15 protein-coding genes are annotated in these 17,035 nt (G+C 68.6%); 10 read left to right on the top strand and 5 right to left on the bottom strand.

Annotated features, from left to right (window positions below):
* Window positions 1–22 precede the first annotated feature (22 nt).
* Window positions 23–1,411: a glycoside hydrolase family 43 protein gene (locus tag Q9G87_RS34730; RefSeq protein WP_305920788.1), complete on the top strand. Its 1,389-nt coding sequence runs from the start codon at window positions 23–25 to the stop codon at window positions 1,409–1,411.
* Complete coding sequence (locus Q9G87_RS34725; protein WP_305920787.1) at window positions 1,408–4,647, top strand: galactose-binding domain-containing protein; 3,240 nt, start codon at window positions 1,408–1,410, stop codon at window positions 4,645–4,647. The genes Q9G87_RS34730 and Q9G87_RS34725 overlap by 4 nt, the downstream gene beginning before the upstream one ends.
* Window positions 4,648–4,752: 105 nt before the next feature.
* Here the strand turns inward: Q9G87_RS34725 and Q9G87_RS34720 are convergent, their stop codons facing one another.
* Window positions 4,753–5,139 (bottom strand): RidA family protein, encoded by a 387-nt coding sequence (locus tag Q9G87_RS34720; protein ID WP_305920786.1) that lies wholly within the window; start codon window positions 5,137–5,139, stop codon window positions 4,753–4,755.
* Between the two features lie 61 nt (window positions 5,140–5,200).
* The gene (locus tag Q9G87_RS34715) at window positions 5,201–7,456 is read right to left on the bottom strand and encodes a pectinesterase family protein (protein WP_305920785.1); all 2,256 of its coding nucleotides are present in this window, start codon (window positions 7,454–7,456) and stop codon (window positions 5,201–5,203) included.
* Window positions 7,457–7,677: 221 nt separating this feature from the next.
* Here Q9G87_RS34715 and Q9G87_RS34710 point away from each other — a divergent pair, with 221 nt between their 5' ends.
* Window positions 7,678–10,593: an endo-1,4-beta-xylanase gene (locus Q9G87_RS34710; protein WP_305920784.1), complete on the top strand. Its 2,916-nt coding sequence runs from the start codon at window positions 7,678–7,680 to the stop codon at window positions 10,591–10,593.
* Between the two features lie 28 nt (window positions 10,594–10,621).
* Here Q9G87_RS34710 and Q9G87_RS34705 read toward each other — a convergent pair whose 3' ends face one another.
* On the bottom strand, window positions 10,622–11,224 hold the full coding sequence (locus Q9G87_RS34705) for a histidine phosphatase family protein (RefSeq protein WP_305920783.1): 603 nt from the start codon (window positions 11,222–11,224) through the stop codon (window positions 10,622–10,624).
* A gap of 75 nt (window positions 11,225–11,299) precedes the next feature.
* Here Q9G87_RS34705 and Q9G87_RS34700 point away from each other — a divergent pair, with 75 nt between their 5' ends.
* The 3 genes from Q9G87_RS34700 to Q9G87_RS34690 all read left to right on the top strand — a co-directional run bounded on the left by Q9G87_RS34700 (window position 11,300) and on the right by Q9G87_RS34690 (window position 12,625).
* Entirely contained in the window at window positions 11,300–11,488 is a 189-nt protein-coding gene (locus tag Q9G87_RS34700; protein WP_305920782.1) for a GNAT family N-acetyltransferase, read from the top strand.
* Between the two features lie 32 nt (window positions 11,489–11,520).
* The gene (locus tag Q9G87_RS34695; RefSeq protein ID WP_305920781.1) at window positions 11,521–12,111 is read left to right on the top strand and encodes a hypothetical protein; all 591 of its coding nucleotides are present in this window, start codon (window positions 11,521–11,523) and stop codon (window positions 12,109–12,111) included.
* A gap of 124 nt (window positions 12,112–12,235) precedes the next feature.
* Window positions 12,236–12,625: a hypothetical protein gene (locus Q9G87_RS34690; RefSeq protein WP_305920780.1), complete on the top strand. Its 390-nt coding sequence runs from the start codon at window positions 12,236–12,238 to the stop codon at window positions 12,623–12,625.
* Here the strand turns inward: Q9G87_RS34690 and Q9G87_RS34685 are convergent.
* Window positions 12,591–13,190 (bottom strand): TetR/AcrR family transcriptional regulator, encoded by a 600-nt coding sequence (locus Q9G87_RS34685; RefSeq protein ID WP_305920779.1) that lies wholly within the window; start codon window positions 13,188–13,190, stop codon window positions 12,591–12,593. The two genes, Q9G87_RS34690 and Q9G87_RS34685, sit on opposite strands and share 35 nt — an antisense overlap.
* An 86-nt stretch (window positions 13,191–13,276) precedes the next feature.
* Here Q9G87_RS34685 and Q9G87_RS34680 point away from each other — a divergent pair, with 86 nt between their 5' ends.
* From Q9G87_RS34680 to Q9G87_RS34665, 4 genes are all read left to right on the top strand, one after another.
* The gene (locus tag Q9G87_RS34680) at window positions 13,277–13,675 is read left to right on the top strand and encodes a nuclear transport factor 2 family protein (RefSeq protein WP_305920778.1); all 399 of its coding nucleotides are present in this window, start codon (window positions 13,277–13,279) and stop codon (window positions 13,673–13,675) included.
* Window positions 13,668–14,672, top strand: a complete 1,005-nt coding sequence (locus Q9G87_RS34675; protein WP_305920777.1) for a zinc-dependent alcohol dehydrogenase family protein — start codon at window positions 13,668–13,670, stop codon at window positions 14,670–14,672. The genes Q9G87_RS34680 and Q9G87_RS34675 overlap by 8 nt, the downstream gene beginning before the upstream one ends.
* Window positions 14,673–14,757: 85 nt before the next feature.
* On the top strand, window positions 14,758–15,174 hold the full coding sequence (locus Q9G87_RS34670; RefSeq protein ID WP_305920776.1) for a prevent-host-death protein: 417 nt from the start codon (window positions 14,758–14,760) through the stop codon (window positions 15,172–15,174).
* Window positions 15,171–15,596 carry a cytotoxic translational repressor of toxin-antitoxin stability system gene (locus Q9G87_RS34665; protein ID WP_305920775.1) on the top strand — a complete coding sequence of 142 codons (426 nt, stop codon included), beginning with the start codon at window positions 15,171–15,173 and terminating at the stop codon, window positions 15,594–15,596. The genes Q9G87_RS34670 and Q9G87_RS34665 overlap by 4 nt, the downstream gene beginning before the upstream one ends.
* A 61-nt stretch (window positions 15,597–15,657) precedes the next feature.
* On the opposite strand, the gene Q9G87_RS34660 is transcribed toward Q9G87_RS34665, so the two are convergent.
* Window positions 15,658–16,731 carry a LacI family DNA-binding transcriptional regulator gene (locus Q9G87_RS34660; protein WP_305920774.1) on the bottom strand — a complete coding sequence of 358 codons (1,074 nt, stop codon included), beginning with the start codon at window positions 16,729–16,731 and terminating at the stop codon, window positions 15,658–15,660.
* Between the last annotated feature and the right edge of the window lie 304 nt (window positions 16,732–17,035).

Here is a 17,035-nt window from a genome sequence, read left to right as displayed (position 1 = left end):
ACACACTAAGGGGCACACTCTCATGACACGACGATGGGCGGCGGTCCTCGCCGCGGCACTCCTGGTCATCCTCGGCATCCCGCATCCCGCGCTCGCCGGCGCGCCGATCACCACCGCGATCTACACGGCCGACCCGGCCGCGCTGGTCGTCGGCGACACCCTGTACGTCTACACCGGCCACGACGAGGCCCCGTCCGGCGGCACGAACTTCGTCATGCGCGACTGGCACGTCTTCAGCTCCACCGACGCCACGACCTTCACCGACCAGGGCGCCAAGCTGTCGATCTCCAGCTTCCCGTGGGCGGGCGCCGACGCCTGGGCGGGCGAGGTCGAGCGCGGCGCCGACGGCAAGTACTACTGGTACGTCTCCATCAACGGCAACGGCCCCGGCTGGATGAACATCGGCGTGGCCGTCGGCGACACCCCGACCGGCCCGTTCCGTGACGCCATCGGCGGCCCGCTGGTCAGCGACAGCACCCCCAACTCCTCGCCGCTCAACATCGACCCGACCGTCTTCAGGGACGACGACGGCCAGGTCTACATGTACTGGGGCTCCTACTACGGCCTGCGCGCCGCCCGACTCAACGCCAACATGACGTCGATCAACGGCTCGGTGGTCACCCCGAGCGGCGTGTCGAACTTCTGGGAGGCGCCCTGGATGTTCAAGCGCAACGGCGTCTACTACCTCGCCTACGCGGCCAACGACTCCGGCTGCTCGCAGCCGAACTACGCGTGCATCCGCTACGCCACCGCCGGCAACCCGATGGGCCCGTGGACCCACCGCGGCGTCGTGCTCGACCAGGTCAGCTCGACCACGAACCACCCGGCGATCATCGAGTACAAGGGCCAGTGGTACATGGTCTACCACAACGCTGCCGCCCCGGGCGGGGGCAACTTCCGCCGCTCGGTGACGATCGACAAGCTCTTCTTCAACGCCGACGGCACCATGCAGAAGGTCGTCCAGACCGGCGGCCCGACCACGCCGGGCAACCTGGCGGCGAGCGCCACCCCCTCCACCTCCTACGTCTCGCCGTGGGAGACGCTCGCCGCGATCAACGACGGCTACACCCCCGCCAACTCGGCCGACCACAGCCACGGCGCGTACGGCAACTGGAACCACCAGGGCACCGAGTGGATCGAATACACCTGGCCCACCCCGCAGACGATCTCCAGATCCGAGGTGTACTGGTTCGACGACAACCTCGGCATCGACCTGCCGGCCTCGTGCCAGGTGCAGTACTGGAACGGCAGCGCCTACGTCAACGTGCCCGGCGCGTCCGGCTGCGGCGTGGCGGCCAACACCTTCAACACCACGACCTTCACCCCGGTCAGCACGACGCGGCTGCGGTTGAACATCACCTCGAGGTCCGGTTACTCCACCGGCGTGCTCGAATGGAGGGCCTTCTCATGAGGCGCGCCCTGTTAGCCCTGCTGCTGATCGCCGGGTTGGTCGTCGCCGGTCCGCCGGCCGTGGCCGACCAGACCATCGGCTTCCCCACCTTCGGCGGCCCGGCCGTCCCCGCCCCGCCCGGCTCGTACACGACCGGCAACATGATGCAGGCCATCTACGACGCCGAGAGCTCCGGCACCGACTTCTGGATGGACCGGCTGCTGGCCCGTCCCGGCAACGACCCGGCCGGCACCTGGCTCATGACGCGCGGGCGGGCGCTGTTCATGAAGACCCACACGCCCGGCACGCTCGGCTTCGCCGGGCAGGCGGCGTACTGGGAGAGCATCAGCAACAACAACGCCTTCACCGTCGCCGTCACCCCCGGCACCTTCACCGAGCAGGTGAACTCCCGCTGGCAGGCGCCCAGCCACTGGAAGAGCCGGCACACCAGCGGCTCGATCACGATCGACCAGACCAAGTTCATCACCGACAACAACGTGGCCGTCGCCAACCTGGCCATCTCGAACGGCGGCTCCGCCTCGACGACACTGCAGGTCAGGGCCACCTCGCCGTACGCCACGTCCGGCAGCGGCAGTGAGCTGACCGGCCAGGTCAACGCCTACAACAACCTCACCACGATCTTCCCCAGGCTCACCGGCGACGGGTTCACGGTCTCCAGCGGCGGGCTGAACAGGTCCGTCACCGTCGCCGCCGGCGCCACCGTGACCGTCAAGGTCGTCATGGGCTTCGTCACCAACGAGGTCGCGGCCTCCCGCACCGAGTACGACGCCTACGCCGGCTACACGCCCGCCACGGCGTTCGCCACCCACGTGCGCGCGTACAACCGGTGGTGGGCCGAGAACGTGCCCTACATCGACGTGCCCGAGCCCGGCATCAAGAAGAACATCTACTACCGCTGGTGGCTGATGCGCTACAACCACCTCGACGCGGACATCCCCGGCCAGACCTTCCAGTTCCCCACGTCGATGGAGGGTGTGCTGGGCTACAACAACGCGATCGCGCTGACCCAGCCCATGCACATCGACGACCTCAAATACCTGCGCAACCCGATCTACTCCTACGGCGACTGGCTGAGCGTCGGCCAGACCTCCAAGAACGGCCGCTTCCTGGACAACCCCGGCGACCCGGAGAACTGGTCCAACAGCTACACGCAGTACATCGGCGAAGCCGCCTGGAAGAGCTACCAGATCCACGGTGGCCAGCCCGCCATCGCCGCCAACCTGGCCCGCTACGCCGAGCAGGACGTCAAGGGCCAGCTGTCGTTCTACGACACCGACAACAACAAGCTCATCGAGTACGACTGGGGCGCCCTGACCGGCAACGACGCCGACGCCGTGTCCTTCCACTGGAAGCCGGGCCGTATGGACCGCGCCGAGGCCGCCTACCAGTACAGCGGTGCGCTGGCCGCGGCGCAGGCGTACGAGGCGATCGGCAACACCGCCAAGGCGACCGAGATGCGCACGCTCGCCACCCAGATCCAGAACGCCATCGTCAACGTGCTCTGGAACCCGAGCAGGCAGCTGTTCGAGCACCGGCTGAAGTCCACCAACGAATACGTGCCGTGGAAGGAGATCAACAACTACTACCCGTTCGCCGTCGGCGCGATCCCCAACACCGCCACCTACAAGCAGGCCCTGCGCCTCTTCGACGATCCGGCGCAGTATCCGATCTTCCCGTTCTACACCGCCAACCAGGCCGACAAGGCGGCCTCGGGCACCGGCAGCAACAACTTCTCCACGATCAACTCCACCGTGCAGTTCCGCCTGCTCTCCTCGGTGCTGCGGAACTACTCCAACGAGTGGATCGACACGACCTGGTACAAGAAGCTCCTCTACTGGAACGCCTGGGCCCAATACGTCAACGGCAACACCCAGTGGCCGGACGCCAACGAGTTCTGGGCCGACTGGAACGGCTCCTCGATCACCTACCGTTCCTGGATCCACCACAACATCCTGGGCAGCAGCAACTGGACGGTCATCGAGGACGTCGCCGGGCTGCGGCCGCGTAACGACGCCAAGGTCGAGCTCTCGCCGATCAACATCGGCTGGACCCACTTCACCGTCAACAACCTGCGTTACCGCAACGCCGACCTGACCATCGTGTGGGACGACCCGGCCGACGGCGTCGTGCGCTACCCGGGCGTGCCCGAGGGCTACTCGATCTACATCAACGGCAGCCGGGCGGCCACGGTGTCGTCGCTGGTGCCGTTCACGTGGGATCCGGCCACCGGCGCCGTGACCACCAGTGGCACCGTCACCCACAACGTCGCCGTCCCCGGCCTCCAGTCGCCCGCGCAGGTGAACCACACCGGCGCCCGCATGGTGGACCTGCTCGCCAAGGCCGGCGTCGACCTGACCGCCAACCTCACCAATCTGGCCGCCGACGCCACTCCCACCGCCTCCACCACCGCCTCGGGCAGCTCCATGGCGGGGGCGAAGGACGGGTTCCCGATCAACGAGCCGTTCTGGGGCGGCACCACCGCCGGGCAGGACTGGTACGAGCTGAACTTCGGCGCGGCCCGCACGTTCAACGAGGTCCGGCTCTACTTCAAGGACAGCCGCCCGGCCAGCACCACCTACCGGGCCCCGGCCTCCTACACCGTCCAGTACCACAACGGCAGCGCTTGGGTGGACGTGCCCAGCCAGGCCAAGACCCCGGCCGCGCCGCGGGCCAACTACAACGTGGTGCAGTTCTCCGCCGTCACCGCCCAGCGGGTGCGGGTGCTGGCCACGGCCGCCTCAGGAGCCAGGACCGGGCTCACTGAGATCAAGGTCCACAACCGGGGCGGGGTCCAGCCGGAACCCAACCCCAACCTGGCGCTGCAGGCCACGCCGTCGGCGTCGTACACCTCCTCGTGGGAGAGCGTCGCGGCCGTCAACGACGGGATCGACCCGCCGTCGTCCAACGACACCGTGAACCCGCGCTGGGGCTGCTGGCCGCAGACCGGGCAGCAGTGGGTGGACCTCACGTGGTCCTCGGCGCGCACGCTCAACCGGGCCGAGGTGTACTTCTTCGACGACGACCAGGGCATCGACATGCCGGCGTCGTGGAAGCTGCAGTATTGGAACGGCAGCGCGTACGTGGACGTGCCCGGGGCTTCGGCGTACACGCTGACCAAGAACGCCTACAACAACGTCACCTTCACCGCCACGAGCACGACCCGGCTGCGGGTGCTGCTCACCGGCAACGGCAGCAGCTCCGTGGGCCTTCTGGAGGTCAAGGCCTACGGGGCGTGATGCATCGAGCCGGAAGGGCCACCCCCTGCCCTTCCGGCTCGCTGTAGCCACTCTTTCACTTTCCGTGACGGAGCGCAGGAGAATCGGGCAATCGACGGGAACCTTCTAAAGGGCGGCGATCGCCTCGATCTCCAGCAACCACTGACGGTCATAGATATCAGCGATGATCACGGTCAAGGCGGGGCGGTGGTCGCCCAGGATCTCCCTGCGCACCGCCCCGTTGACGTCCGCGTAGCGGCGGTCCGACAGGTATGTCGTCACCTTGACGAGGTGGGACACGTCCAGGTCCGCCGCCCGCAGGGCCGCCAGGATGTGGGCCCAGACCAGGCGGCACTGCTCCTCGAAACCGCCGGGCACCTTGCCCTCCCGCGTCGCGGGGATCTGGCCGCTCACGAACAGCAGCTTCGACGCGCCCTCGACCGCCAGGGCCTGCGTGTAGCCGCCCTGCGGCTCGGGCACGTCGGGGGAATCGATGCGGGTGTAGGTCGTCACGCGACGGTTCTAGCATGCGCCGGGGCCATTCGGGGTGGCCCCGGCACACCTGCCGCCGTCGTCACATGTGACGGCGGCCGGCGCCCGCTCCCGCCGGGACCAGGGCCTTGAGGGCCTGGGCCGGGTCGATGCGGGTGACCAGCGTCGGGGTCCAGCCGGCGTCCGCGCCGAGCGCCGTGCCGTTGGCGGCGTTGTAGGCGGCGACCAGGTCGGCCGGGGCGCCGTCCACCAGGTTGTCCTTGGCGGTGACCGCGGTGCCGCCGAACACCGACAGCACCTTCGCCGCCGCGATGCCGTCGAAGGCGTTGCTCTCGGCGTAGACCTTCGAGCCGAAGCCCACGCCGATGCTGTATCCGTGCGTGGGGCCGCCCGTGTAGTAGTTGTTGTAGACGTGCACCTGGCCGAAGCGCACCCGGGGCGTGCGCTGGCCGAGGCCCTCGAAGTGGTTGTGGTGCAGCGTGACCTTCAGCTTGTCGGCTTCGCCGTACCTGGTCGGGTTGTCGGTGTTGCCGATCAGCGTCACCTTGTCGTGGCCGCTGAGGTGGTTCCAGGAGAGCGTCACGTAGTTCGAGCCGCGCACCACGTCCAGCAGCCCGTCGTGGACCTGGTACGGGCGCCCGAAGTGGAGCGGCTGCCCGGAGTCCGGGTTGTCGCCGTCGTTGAGCGTGTTGTGGTCCAGCCAGACGTGGGTGGAGCCGGACACCTCGACGTTGTCGAACGAGGCGTTCCAGTTGCCGTCCGCACCGTCGGTCGGGTCCCACTGCGGGAAGCAGTCCGAGGTGTCGGTGATGGTCAGGTTGCGGACGATGACGTTGTCCGCGTTGCTGATCCGCAGGCCGAAGCTCTTCAGCGCCGCGTCCCCGCCCGCACCGACCAGGGTGACGTTGGAGCCGATCGTCACCGTGACGTGCGCGGCCATTTTGTTGTACGAGGCCCGGCGCGCGTCCTCCAGCGGCCCTGACGGCACGCTGGTCCTGCCCCACACGGCCGGGTCGTACGCGGCCAGGTAGGCGGGCAGGCTGTAGCCGTTCACCGCATAGTCCGCGCAGGTGAGTGGGGCGCCGGAGTCGTCGGTGTCGGCGTCGATCGCGCCCCTCACGTAGATGATCTTGGGCGTGTTGTCGGCCGGGTCGCCGAGCGCGGCCCGAAGTTGCGCCCGGGTCGAGACGACGTGCACGTTCTCCGGCCGCGCCGCCGAGCCGCCCGTGGTGCCGGTGGTGGCCGCCGCCCAGCCGTCGTCGCGGGGGAGGGCCTCCCGGCCCATCCCGTACCCGGGGTGCGGGTGGTGGCCGCGCACGGGGTTCCAGCCGTCCGTGCCCGCCAGGTAGCGCTGCGGCGTGAACGTGGCGGCCTGCTCCGCGGTGAGCTGCGGCCGGTCGTTGTTGACCGTCGCGCCCGGGCCGTGGTTGCGGTATTCGGACAGCCGGGCGTCCCGCCAGTTCAAGCCCGACATGTCGGTCCAGGGCGCGTCCTTGAACTGCTGCCCCAGCCACGATTCCCGCACCAGCACCTGCCCGCGCGCCGTCGCCGACCCGCCGGCCGGCCATGGGCGGCCCAGATGGAACGTGCGCGCCGGGGCGTTGCTGGTCAGGTGGCTGCGATAGATGAGGAAGCCGTACGGGTTGCTCAGCTCCGTGCTCGCCGCAGTGACGTAGCCGTTGTTGTCCGTGCTGCCGCGATTGAGCGCCTTGATGACGCAGTTGTCGAAGACGGCGGTGGCGCGGCCGAAGATGAAGTCGACGTCGCCCTCGACGTAGCAGTCGCGGAAATACTGCCGGGCGGTCGTGGCGGCGGACGGGGTGTTGGCGTAGAGGGTGTCCTGGTTGCCGATGAACCTGACGTTCTCGTACACCTGCCGGTCGCCCGTCGTCCGCACCGCCACGGCCTGGCTGTTGCCCTTGGCGGCCTCGTCGTAGGAGTTCTCGAAGGTGAGGTTGCGGGCGGTGAAGTCGGGGGCGCTGATCACGTACGAGGCGCTGCCCGAGGTGCCGTAGGTGCCCGAGCCGTCCGGTTTTGGGGTGGAGGCCGAGGCGTCGAACGTGAGCACCACCGCGCGCGGGTCCCGGGTGTCGCCCACCAGCGAGATGTGCGGCTTGTCGGCGGGGACCACCACTTGCTGCTTATACGTGCCCTTGCGGACCAGGATGGTGACCGGCCAGGCGTTGCCGGACGGCACCGCGTCGACGGCCGCCTGCACGGTCGTGTGGTCGCCGGTTCCGTCGGCCGCGACCACGATCGTGGTGCGGGACTGGGCGGTCGCGGGCGGCGTCATGGCCAGCGCCAGCCCTGCCAACGGGATGAGTAACAGAAGTCGCATGCGCAACCTCGCAGAGTGCGGCAATCGGTTGCACGAAACGTTCGCGTAATGCCGTGTACACGTCAATAGGTGCAGTAAAACTGCACTTTTGCTGCAACAAGCGGTTGCAGGAGCTATCGCGTCTGTGACACATCTTGACCGCATCCGCGCGCCGCATCTACAGTCCGCCTGACATTTATCGGAATATCCCTGAAACTTTCATCCCACCCCGCAGGAGCACTGTGCGCACCCTCCGAGCCCTGGTGGCCGCCGCCCTCTTATGCCTCGTGCCGGTGTTCCCCGCGCACGCGGCGGACCTCACGTACGACTTCGAAGACGGCACGACGCAGGGCTGGAGCCCGCGCGGCGGCGACGTTTCCGTCGCGGTCACCACGGACGCGGCGCACGCGGGCACGAGCAGCCTGCTCACCACGGGACGGACCGCTACCTGGCACGGGGCCTCGATCGCCGCGCCGTTCGTCAAGGGCGTCACTTACCGCGTGACCGCGTACGCGCGGCTCGTCACCGGGCAGCCCGCCAGCACGATCGCGCTGACCGTGCAGCGCACCCCCGCCGGCGGCGAGACCACCTACGAGCGCGTCGCGGCGGCCACCGTGACCGACGGCGAGTGGGTGCGGCTGGCCGGCACCTATCTTTTCACCGCCGACTCCACCGACCTCCAGCTCTATGCCGAGAGCTCCGACGCCACTTCCCAGTACTACCTGGACGACATCGTCTTCAGCCCCCAGGGCGACCCCACCCGCGAGCAGATCAGCACCGACTTCGAGGACGGCACCGCGCAGGACTGGTCGCCGCGCGCCGCCGCCATCCTGGAGTCCAGCACGGCCGCCGCCCACGGCGGCGCCCGCAGCCTCGCGGTCACCGGCCGGTCGGCCACCTGGGATGGGCCCGCCATGAACGTGCTCGGCCGGATGGGCAAGGGCGACAAGTACGCCCTGTCGGTATGGGTGCGGCTCGGCCCCGACACCGCCGCGGGCCGGCTCGGCCTGTCGATCGAGCGGCGCACCGGCGGCACGCCCAGCTACGAGCGCATCGTGCCGCCCACGGACGTGCCCGCGGGGCAGTGGGTGCAGCTCGCCGGCACGTACACGCTCGCGTACGACGTCGACTTCCTCAGCGTCTACCTCGAGTCCGACAGCGGCACCTTCCCCTTCTACCTGGACGACTTCGCGATGACCTACATCGCGCCGAAGCCCATCCAGACCGACATCCCCGCGCTGAAGGACAAGGTGCCCTTCACCATGGGCTCGGCGCTCACCAGGCCCGACACGCTCGGCGTGCACGGCGAGCTGCTCGCCCGGCACTTCAACGGCATCACCCCCGGCAACGAGCTGAAGTGGGACGCCACCGAGCCCCGCGAGGGCGAGTTCGCCTTCGCCGACGGCGACCATCTGGTGGACTTCGGCGTCGAGCACGGCATGACCGTCCGCGGGCACACGCTCGTCTGGCACAGCCAGACCCCGGCCTGGGTGTTCGAGGGCGCTGACAAGGAGACCCTGCTGCGGCGCGTCGAGAACCACGTGCGCACGCTCGTGACCCGCTACAAGGACAAGATCGCGGCCTGGGACGTGGTCAACGAGGTCATCGACGAGAACCAGCCGGACGGGCTGCGCCGCTCCAAGTGGTACGAGATCGCCGGCCTCGACTACATCCGCACCGCCTTCCGCGTCGCTCACGAGGCCGACCCGGACGCCAAGCTCTTCATCAACGACTACAACACGGAGTTCCCGCGCAAGCGCGAAGCCCTCTACGCGCTGGTCAAGCAGCTCAAGGGCGAGGGCGTGCCGATCGACGGCGTCGGCCACCAACTGCATCTCAACATCGAGCAGCCGCCCGCCTCCTACGTCGAGGACACCATCGAGCGCTTCGCCACGCTCGGCGTGGACCAGCAGGTCACCGAGCTGGACGTGAGCATCTACACCGACTTCGTCTCCTCTTACCCGTCGATCTCGCCGGAGCTGCTGGCCGAGCAGGGCCACCGATACAAGGCGCTGTTCGACGTCTTCCGCCGGCAGGCCTCCAAGCTCAGCTCGGTCACCGTGTGGGGCGAGTCCGACGACGTCAGCTGGCTGAACACCTGGCCGATCCCGCGGCTCAACGCGCCGCTGCTCTTCGACCACGACCTTCAGGCCAAGCCCGCGTACTGGGCCGTCGCGGACCCGTCCAAGCTGCCGCCGCTGGTGCGCAAGCTGGAGGCGCCCGCGGGGACGGTGTCGGTGGACGGCAAGCGGGACCTGCAGTGGGACCTGCTGCCCGACGCCCCGCTCGACCGGGTGGGGAACGTGTCCGCGGGCTTCCAGGCGCGCTCTACCGCCACAGGCATGTACGTCCTCGCCGAGGTCAACGACACGACCGTCGGCGCGGGCGACAAGGTGACCTTCACCGTGGACGGCACCGCGCACACCGTGACCCGGGCCGGCGGGCCGAAGGCGGCGGTGAAGCGGACCGCGACCGGCTATCGCGTCGAGGCGCTGGTCAAGAAGGGCGTCGATGTGGACGTGACCGTGCGCGACGGGAGCACCGCCACCTCCTGGACGGGGAAGGTGACCGCTGTGCCCGCCGTCAAGCTCACCTCCGCCGCCCACCGCACCCCCGTTGTGGACGGCGTCGCGGAGCCGGTCTGGCGGGCTGCGCCGGATATCCGCACCGCCACCTGGATCCAGGGCACGTCCGGCGCCACCGCTCGCGTCAGATCGTTGTGGAGCGGGTCGACGCTGTACGTCCTGGCCCACGTCACAGACCCGACCCTGAGCGAGGAGTCCCCGAACCCCTGGGAACAGGACTCCGTCGAGATCTTCGTCGACCCCGGCAACGGCAAGACGAAGGGCTATACGGACGACGACGGCCAGTACCGGGTCAGCTTCACCGGCCGCGTCACGGTCGGCGGCACGTTCGACGCCGCCGGCGTCAAGGACAACGTGACGGCGGTGGCCAAGAGAGTGCCTGGTGGATATGTCGTGGAAGCGGCCATCAAACTGCCCACGATCACGCTGGCGGAAGGGACGCTGCTGGGCTTCGACGTCCAGGTGAACGACGCAACGGGCGCGGCCCGTACCGGTGCGGTGACCTGGAACGACGCCACGGGCCGCACCTACCTGGACACCAGCCACTGGGGCGTGCTCCGCCTGGCCGACTAGCGCGCAACGTGGCCCACCCTCTGACCGGTCAGAGGGTGGGCCACGACGGGCACCGCCACGAGTGCCCGTCGTACTCGACGGCGAAGGGGACTGCGTGTGGCAGCGGCGCTCCCCACACCCGCTCACCCAACCCGCACAGAGGGCTGAGGCCGGTGGTGAGGCTCGCCACATGCCCCACCACAGCGATCGTCTCGCCTGCATGTTCAGCAGCGATCGCCGTGAGCGCGGCGACGACCCGCGAGGTGACGGCGTGCCCGTCCTCTCCGTCGCCCACCGCCTCGCCCAGCCGCCCCTCCACGATCCACGAACGGAGAACGTCTGCGGTGCGGGCCCGAGTCGCTGGATCGGTGGTGCCTTCCAAACGGCCGATCCCCACTTCGACCAGATCGGGCACGAGGACGACGTCCACGCTGAGCGCTTGCGCGATGATCTCGGCGGTTTGCTGGGCCCGCACCGCCGTACTGGCATATATCCGGGCAACCCCCTCGGGGACCAGCCGCTGCGCCGCCTCAGCAGCCTGCAGCCGTCCCTTCGGCGTCAAGCCGGCGAGGGGAAGTGCGCCGGAGACCCGGGCGATGACGTTCTCCGACTCCCCATGGCGCAGGCACAACATCCGTACGCGATCACTCATCCCCTGACCATACGAGCTTGTGGTTGTCCTGGGGCGGCTTCGTCATGTCAGAGTGCTGCGGTGGTTGGTGTGTCTGTGGAACCGTTTGCGGCGCGGCACGCGGCCGAGGCCGCGGTGCTGCGCTTGGCCGCTCGGGGCGGCGACCATGGACCGATCGTGGGTGTGGCCGAGCTGCGGCCCCAGCCGCACGATCCGCGGATCGGCTTCCTGCGTCTGTTCGTGTCGCCGGAGAATCGTCGAAAGGCGCAGGATCCGCTCTGCTGACGGGGATAGTGGACGAAGCTCGCCGTGCCGGGATGGAGCGGATCCAGGGCATCGTGCCGGGCGGCGGGCCTGGGAGGCGTTCGCTTTCGGCCGGGGTGGCGTACCGCGAGCTGCTGCGCCTGGAGCTTCAGGTGCAGCGGATCGATGAGGAGGTGCTGCGCCGCTGCGGTGAGCTGGCGGCGGCGGGTCCGGATCCCGCCGCCTACGCCTTGGCACACTGGCGCGGCCCGGCTCCCGAACCGCTGGTGGTGTCGTTCGGGGATGTGATGGGCCACGTGCTGGACCCGCCTGGCGCGGCGCTGCAGATGGCGGCCCGGGCATGGGATAGGGCAGCGGTGCGTGCCTGGGAGGCGCACCTGACCGCGGGCGGCGACCACCTGATGGTGAGCTCGGTCGTGCACCGACCCACCGGCGAGGTCGTCGCCGCCACGGTGACCACGTCCCGGCAGGGGATGGGCCGGCGGCGCAGCAGCATAACACCGCGGTGCTTCCTCAGCACCGGGGACTCGGTCTGGCCCGCTGGATCAATGCCGAGCAGACCCTGCGGCTGCACTAAGCCTTCTCCTTCCTCCGCACCGTCGCGGCCACCGTCGACCAGGAGAATCTGCCGATGGTGGCGGTGAATCGGGCCGTGGGTTATCGCGCGGCCGGTGAACGGCTCCTGCTGGAAACACTTGTGGTGTGATTCGTCCCGGCGCGAGCTAGTGGACGATGGATTATGTTTCAGGCCGGTGCGACACTCGTCCTATGACCGATCAGGGGGAGTCCACCGGCAAGGTCGTCTTGTCCAGCCGGCCTTTAGGCCGGTGGGTCAAGACAGTTTTCCTAGCGCTCGTGGCTGTGTATGCGGCGATGTGGGGCGCCGAGAAACACGGGATCGCGGTAGGTGCCGTCATCGGGCTGACCTACGCATCCATGGTGGTGGGCCAGTGGATTCCAGCGCTCTCGCTGATGCGCTGGTCTCAAGAACATCCAGCGCTCGACGTGCTCTTCTTTCCCTTTATAGTGTTCAGCGGGCTCGCCCTCTTCACACCGCTTTCGCTTCTTCTGTGCCTAGCATTTGCGATTTCCGGCTACATGGTTCTGTTTGGAATTGGCTGGATCATCCGCCGGTATCGCGTGCGTGACGTGGGCTAACGCCGGTGTCGAGGATCTGCTCGGCGAGTTCGCGGGCGGAGGCGGCAGGGTCGGTGCCGGGCCGGGTGGCTCCGGCCGCGAGTGTGCCGTCGATGAGCAGGAGGAGCTGGTCGGCCGCGTGCGCGGGCCTCGGATGCCCTAGCTTGATGAGCTCGTCCTCGAGGAGTTGGTGCACGCGCCGCCGGTAGTCGCGCGTGATGGCGTGCCCGGGGTGCTCCGGGTCGGCCAGGGCGAGGTCGGCGGCCAGATAGCGGCAGCCGCGGAAGTCCGGCTTGGCGATGATCCCGGCGAGTCCGTCGAAGATGGCCAGGAGGCGGTCGCGCGGGTTGTCGCCCGCCGCCTGCATGGTCTCCTGGTAGCGGGCTTCGTCCTCGGCGGTGCTGCGCCTGAGCACCTCGGCGATCAGTCCGTCCTTGCCGCCGAAGTGCTCGTACAGGGAGCGCCGGGCCACGTTCGCGGTTTTTAGCAGGGTGTCGACGCCGATGCCCACGCCGTGGCTGTAGGTCAGCTTCTGGGCGGCCTCAAGAAGGCGTTCCCGGGGGCCGGGCGTGGCGCGCGTGCTCATGGTTCACAGCCTGCCATCCGTTGACGAGTAGATCAACCGGTCGATATGGTCTCGATAGACCGAACGTTCTATTTCGCGGAGTCTGTATGCGTACCACTGCCGATGTCATCGACCGCTTCAACCGGGCCTTCGTCGAGCACGACCCCGCCGCGCTCAACGGCCTGATCGGCGGCGACTGTGTGATGGAGGCGATCCAACCGGCCCCTGACGGCGCCCGCCACGAAGGCCGCGAGGCCTGCCTGACGTTCTGGCGGGCACTCGCCGAGGATCGGACGACGCAGTTCGAGCCCGAGGAGGTGGTGGTCGCGGGCGATCGGGCGACGATCCGCTGGCGCTACCGCTACGGCGAGGGTCCCGCCGACTCGGTGCGAGGCGTGAACCTCATGCGCGTACGCGACGGTCTGATCGTCGAAGCCCTCGGTTACAGCAAGACCGCAGGCGAGGTCCCGCTGGCCGCCGCTGATGGGGAGGAATCGCATGCGTAGTTATCACGTCGACAGCGGTGCCGGGATCGACGGTCTGTCCATCAGGAAGCACGAGGACCCCGCACCGGAGGCCGGGCAGGTCGTGGTGGCCGTGCACGCCACCTCGCTGAGCTACCGAGAGCTGATGGTGCTGCGCGGCGACTACGTGCTGCCGGTGAAACCCGACGTCGTCCCGGTGTCCGACGGGGCGGGCGAAGTCGTCGCGGTCGGACCGGGCGTCGCCGGGTTCCGCGTCGGGGACCGCGTCGCCGCCACGCTCTTTCCCAGTTGGCAGGACGGACCGTTCGGCGTCCAGCACCTGCCGCAGCGCGGCGGTTCGCTGGATGGCATGCTCACCGAGCTCGCGGTGATCGAGGAGAGCGGGCTTGTGCCGATCCCCGATCACTTGTCGTACGAGGAGGCTGCGACGCTTCCCTGCGCCGCCGTCACCGCCTGGAACGCGCTCACCGGGGACGGCATCGGCCTGCGACCAGGCCAAACCCTGGTGACACAGGGATCGGGCGGGGTGTCGCTGTTCGCGCTTCAATTCGCCAAGGCCCTCGGCGTGCGGGTGATCGCCACCACGAGCAGCCCGGCGAAAACGCAACGCCTGGCTGAGCTCGGTGCCGACGAGGTCATCGACTATCGGGCCACACCGGACTGGCCCGCCGAGGTCCGGGAGCTGACCGGCGGCCGGGGGGCCGACCGCGTCGTGGACGTCGCCGGCTTGCTGGAGCAGTCGCTCAAGGCGGTGACGATCGAGGGTCACGTCGCCTGCGTGGGCTTCGTCTCCAACGCCGCACCGCCCATCGACCCGCGGGTGCTGTTCGCCTCCGGCGCCACCATACGCCCCGTCGCCGTCGGCAGCCGCGCACAGTTCGTCGCGATGAACCGCGCCATCGAGGTCAACCGCATCCGTCCCGTCATCGACCGCGTCTTCGACTTCGACGAGGCGCCCGATGCCTACCGGTACTACGCCTCCGGCAAGGCGCTGGGAAAGATCGTCATCCGCCTCTGAGATGGTATCCGTCAGTACGTGGCGTACTTGACGTACTTACTTCGGAGGGGCATCCTGGAGGCACGCTGCAGTGGAGGTGTCCAGCATGACCGCCGTTCATTTCGACAGCTATACAGATGCCCGTGCGCATCTCAAAGCACTCTTGGACGCGGCTGAACGCGGCCGCGTGGCCACGGTTCGTCGAGAGTCCTCCACGACCGCCCTCGTGGACGTCGACAGACTGCGCCGCTATCTTGCCGCGGTCACTCCATCTCGCGCCCAGGCGGTTCCCGAGGCCGACGGTTGGTCGATCTTCATTCCTGGATTGCCGATCGCGGCCGACGGCCGGACCTTCAATGAGGCTGTTACGGAAATGGTTGACGCGCTCCGCGAATACGCGGAGGACTGGCAAGACCACTTGCTTGATGCCCCTAACCACCACGAGAACTGGGGTCTGGTGCAGTTGATCAGTCTCAGCGATGACGATCAGCTGCGCGAATGGCTGGTGGGGAAGGCTCGATGACCTGGCCCCAGCCCACGCGCGACGACCACGATCGGTTCTGTCAGATTGAAGGCTGGCGTCCGGTACGGAACGCCCGCGGGCGAACGGGGACCCACCATGTCACCTATGAGTTGAACCTTCCCGATGGCCGGATCCTGAGAACGCGGATCTCCCATCCGGTCGATCGAAGCACCTACGGCCCGAGCATATGGGGTCACATACTGCGCGATCAGCTGCAGGTGGACGAGGCAACGTTCTGGGCGTGCGTCAAGAACGGTGCCTTGCCCGACCGCGGCGCACCCCAGCCGCCGTCAAACGCATTGCCCGCTGACCTTGTTCATCTGCTGATCTCTAGAGTAGGTCTGGATGAGACCGAGGTCGCAGCGATGAGCAAGGAGGACGCCGTTGCAAGGCTGCAGAAGTACTGGGCTGAAGGCGTCTGATCCACAACACCTTCGATGACAGCTTGCTGATCGGCGCATGGGGTGTGTGCCGGCCTGCCTGCTACCGGCGGGCGGGTGGGCGTACGGAGTCGCGGACGACGATGTGGGTGCCGAGGACGACATGCTGGCGGTCCTGGCGGTTCAGGGCCAGGCGCACCGCCGTCCGGCCCAGCTCCTCCGTGGGAATGTGCACGGTGGTCAGGCCGGGGGTCAGGTCGGCGGCGAAGGGGATGTCGTCGTAGCCGGCCAGCGATACGTCCTCCGGCACGCGCAGTCCCGCCTCGCGGAGGGCGGCCAGGACGCCGATGGCCACCATGTCGGTGGCGGCGAAGACGGCGGTGAACTCGGCGCCCAGCGCGATCAGGCGGCGGGCGGCGTCGTAGCCGTCGGTGCGGTCGAAGCCCGCCGGGACGACCAGGTCCGGGTCGTGGGGTACGCCGAAGGACTCGTGGGCGCGCATGAAGCCGCGCACCCGATCGAGCCTGGTGGTGCTGAGGTCGTCGGCGGTGGCGCCTACCAGCGCGATGCGCCGGTGTCCCTGCGACAGCAGGTGGCTGGCCATGGCGTACGCGCCGCCCTCGTTGTCGTACTCCACCACCGTGGTGGGCACGTCCTCGCCGAGGGGCGGGCGGCCGCACAGCACGAGGCGGGAGCCTGCCTTGTCGAGGGCGTGGGCGAAGTGCGACATGCGCTCGCGGTAGGTGTCGTCCATCGTGCCGCCGCCGACCAGGATGACCGCGTCGGCCCGCTGCTCGCGCATGGCCTCGACGATGGCCAGCTCGCGGGCCGGGTCGCCGTGGGTGGTGCACACCATGCAGAGCCGGCCCTCGGCGGTGGCCTGCTGTTCGACGCCCTTGGCGACGTGGGCGAAGGAGGGGCCGGTGACGTCGTCGAGGATGAACGCCACCATCTTCGTGCTGGCCCCCGACAGGGCTCGGGCGTGCACGTTGAGCACGTAGTCGAGGTCGCGCATGGCCCGCAGCACTCGTGTCCTGGTGGCCTGGGCGACCGGGTAGTCGCCCTTGATCACGCGGGAGACCGTGGTGGCCGACACCCCGGCCCGCGCGGCCACGTCACGGACGGTGACGCGCTCGTCCGTCGCGCCCACTTCCTTGGGGCTTACTTTTCGCGACAAGGCCGGCCCTTCATGGTCGTTGACGACAGGCTGAGCAGCGGAGGTCCGCGACCTCAACGCAGTCTACGGCGGGAGTGATCCGCTCGGCATCCCCACGCGAGTACGCTCGATCCGCGATACCGCCCGTCTCAAGAGCGGTGGCGTAGAGAGCATCGCGAGCTGTTCCGGGCGCGATGGACGACGCCTTCGGGCGGGGGCGCACAGGGACGTGCCTCCATTCCGGCGATAGAAACCGGTACCTACGGTAGGGGTCGAGACGGGTTGCGGTCAACGGGAGGTTTGGCAAAGAGTGTCCTGGCAGGCG

This window comes from Nonomuraea turcica (genome assembly GCF_030718205.1).
Classification (GTDB): Bacteria; Actinomycetota; Actinomycetes; order Streptosporangiales; family Streptosporangiaceae; genus Nonomuraea.
Note: the sequence above shows the minus strand (reverse complement) of the source record. Positions and strands in the feature narration are given on the sequence as shown.

Excerpts from the sequence above, each read along its gene's own strand:
- Q9G87_RS34730 (WP_305920788.1), top strand. The coding sequence starts at position 23 with ATGACACGACGATGGGCGGCGGTCCTCGCCGCGGCACTCCTGGTCATC.
- Q9G87_RS34725 (WP_305920787.1), top strand. The coding sequence starts at position 1,408 with ATGAGGCGCGCCCTGTTAGCCCTGCTGCTGATCGCCGGGTTGGTCGTC.
- Q9G87_RS34715 (WP_305920785.1), bottom strand. The coding sequence starts at position 7,456 with ATGCGACTTCTGTTACTCATCCCGTTGGCAGGGCTGGCGCTGGCCATG.
- Q9G87_RS34705 (WP_305920783.1), bottom strand. The coding sequence starts at position 11,224 with ATGAGTGATCGCGTACGGATGTTGTGCCTGCGCCATGGGGAGTCGGAG.
- Q9G87_RS34695 (WP_305920781.1), top strand. The coding sequence starts at position 11,521 with ATGGAGCGGATCCAGGGCATCGTGCCGGGCGGCGGGCCTGGGAGGCGT.
- Q9G87_RS34690 (WP_305920780.1), top strand. The coding sequence starts at position 12,236 with ATGACCGATCAGGGGGAGTCCACCGGCAAGGTCGTCTTGTCCAGCCGG.
- Q9G87_RS34685 (WP_305920779.1), bottom strand. The coding sequence starts at position 13,190 with ATGAGCACGCGCGCCACGCCCGGCCCCCGGGAACGCCTTCTTGAGGCC.
- Q9G87_RS34680 (WP_305920778.1), top strand. The coding sequence starts at position 13,277 with ATGCGTACCACTGCCGATGTCATCGACCGCTTCAACCGGGCCTTCGTC.
- Q9G87_RS34675 (WP_305920777.1), top strand. The coding sequence starts at position 13,668 with ATGCGTAGTTATCACGTCGACAGCGGTGCCGGGATCGACGGTCTGTCC.
- Q9G87_RS34670 (WP_305920776.1), top strand. The coding sequence starts at position 14,758 with ATGACCGCCGTTCATTTCGACAGCTATACAGATGCCCGTGCGCATCTC.
- Q9G87_RS34665 (WP_305920775.1), top strand. The coding sequence starts at position 15,171 with ATGACCTGGCCCCAGCCCACGCGCGACGACCACGATCGGTTCTGTCAG.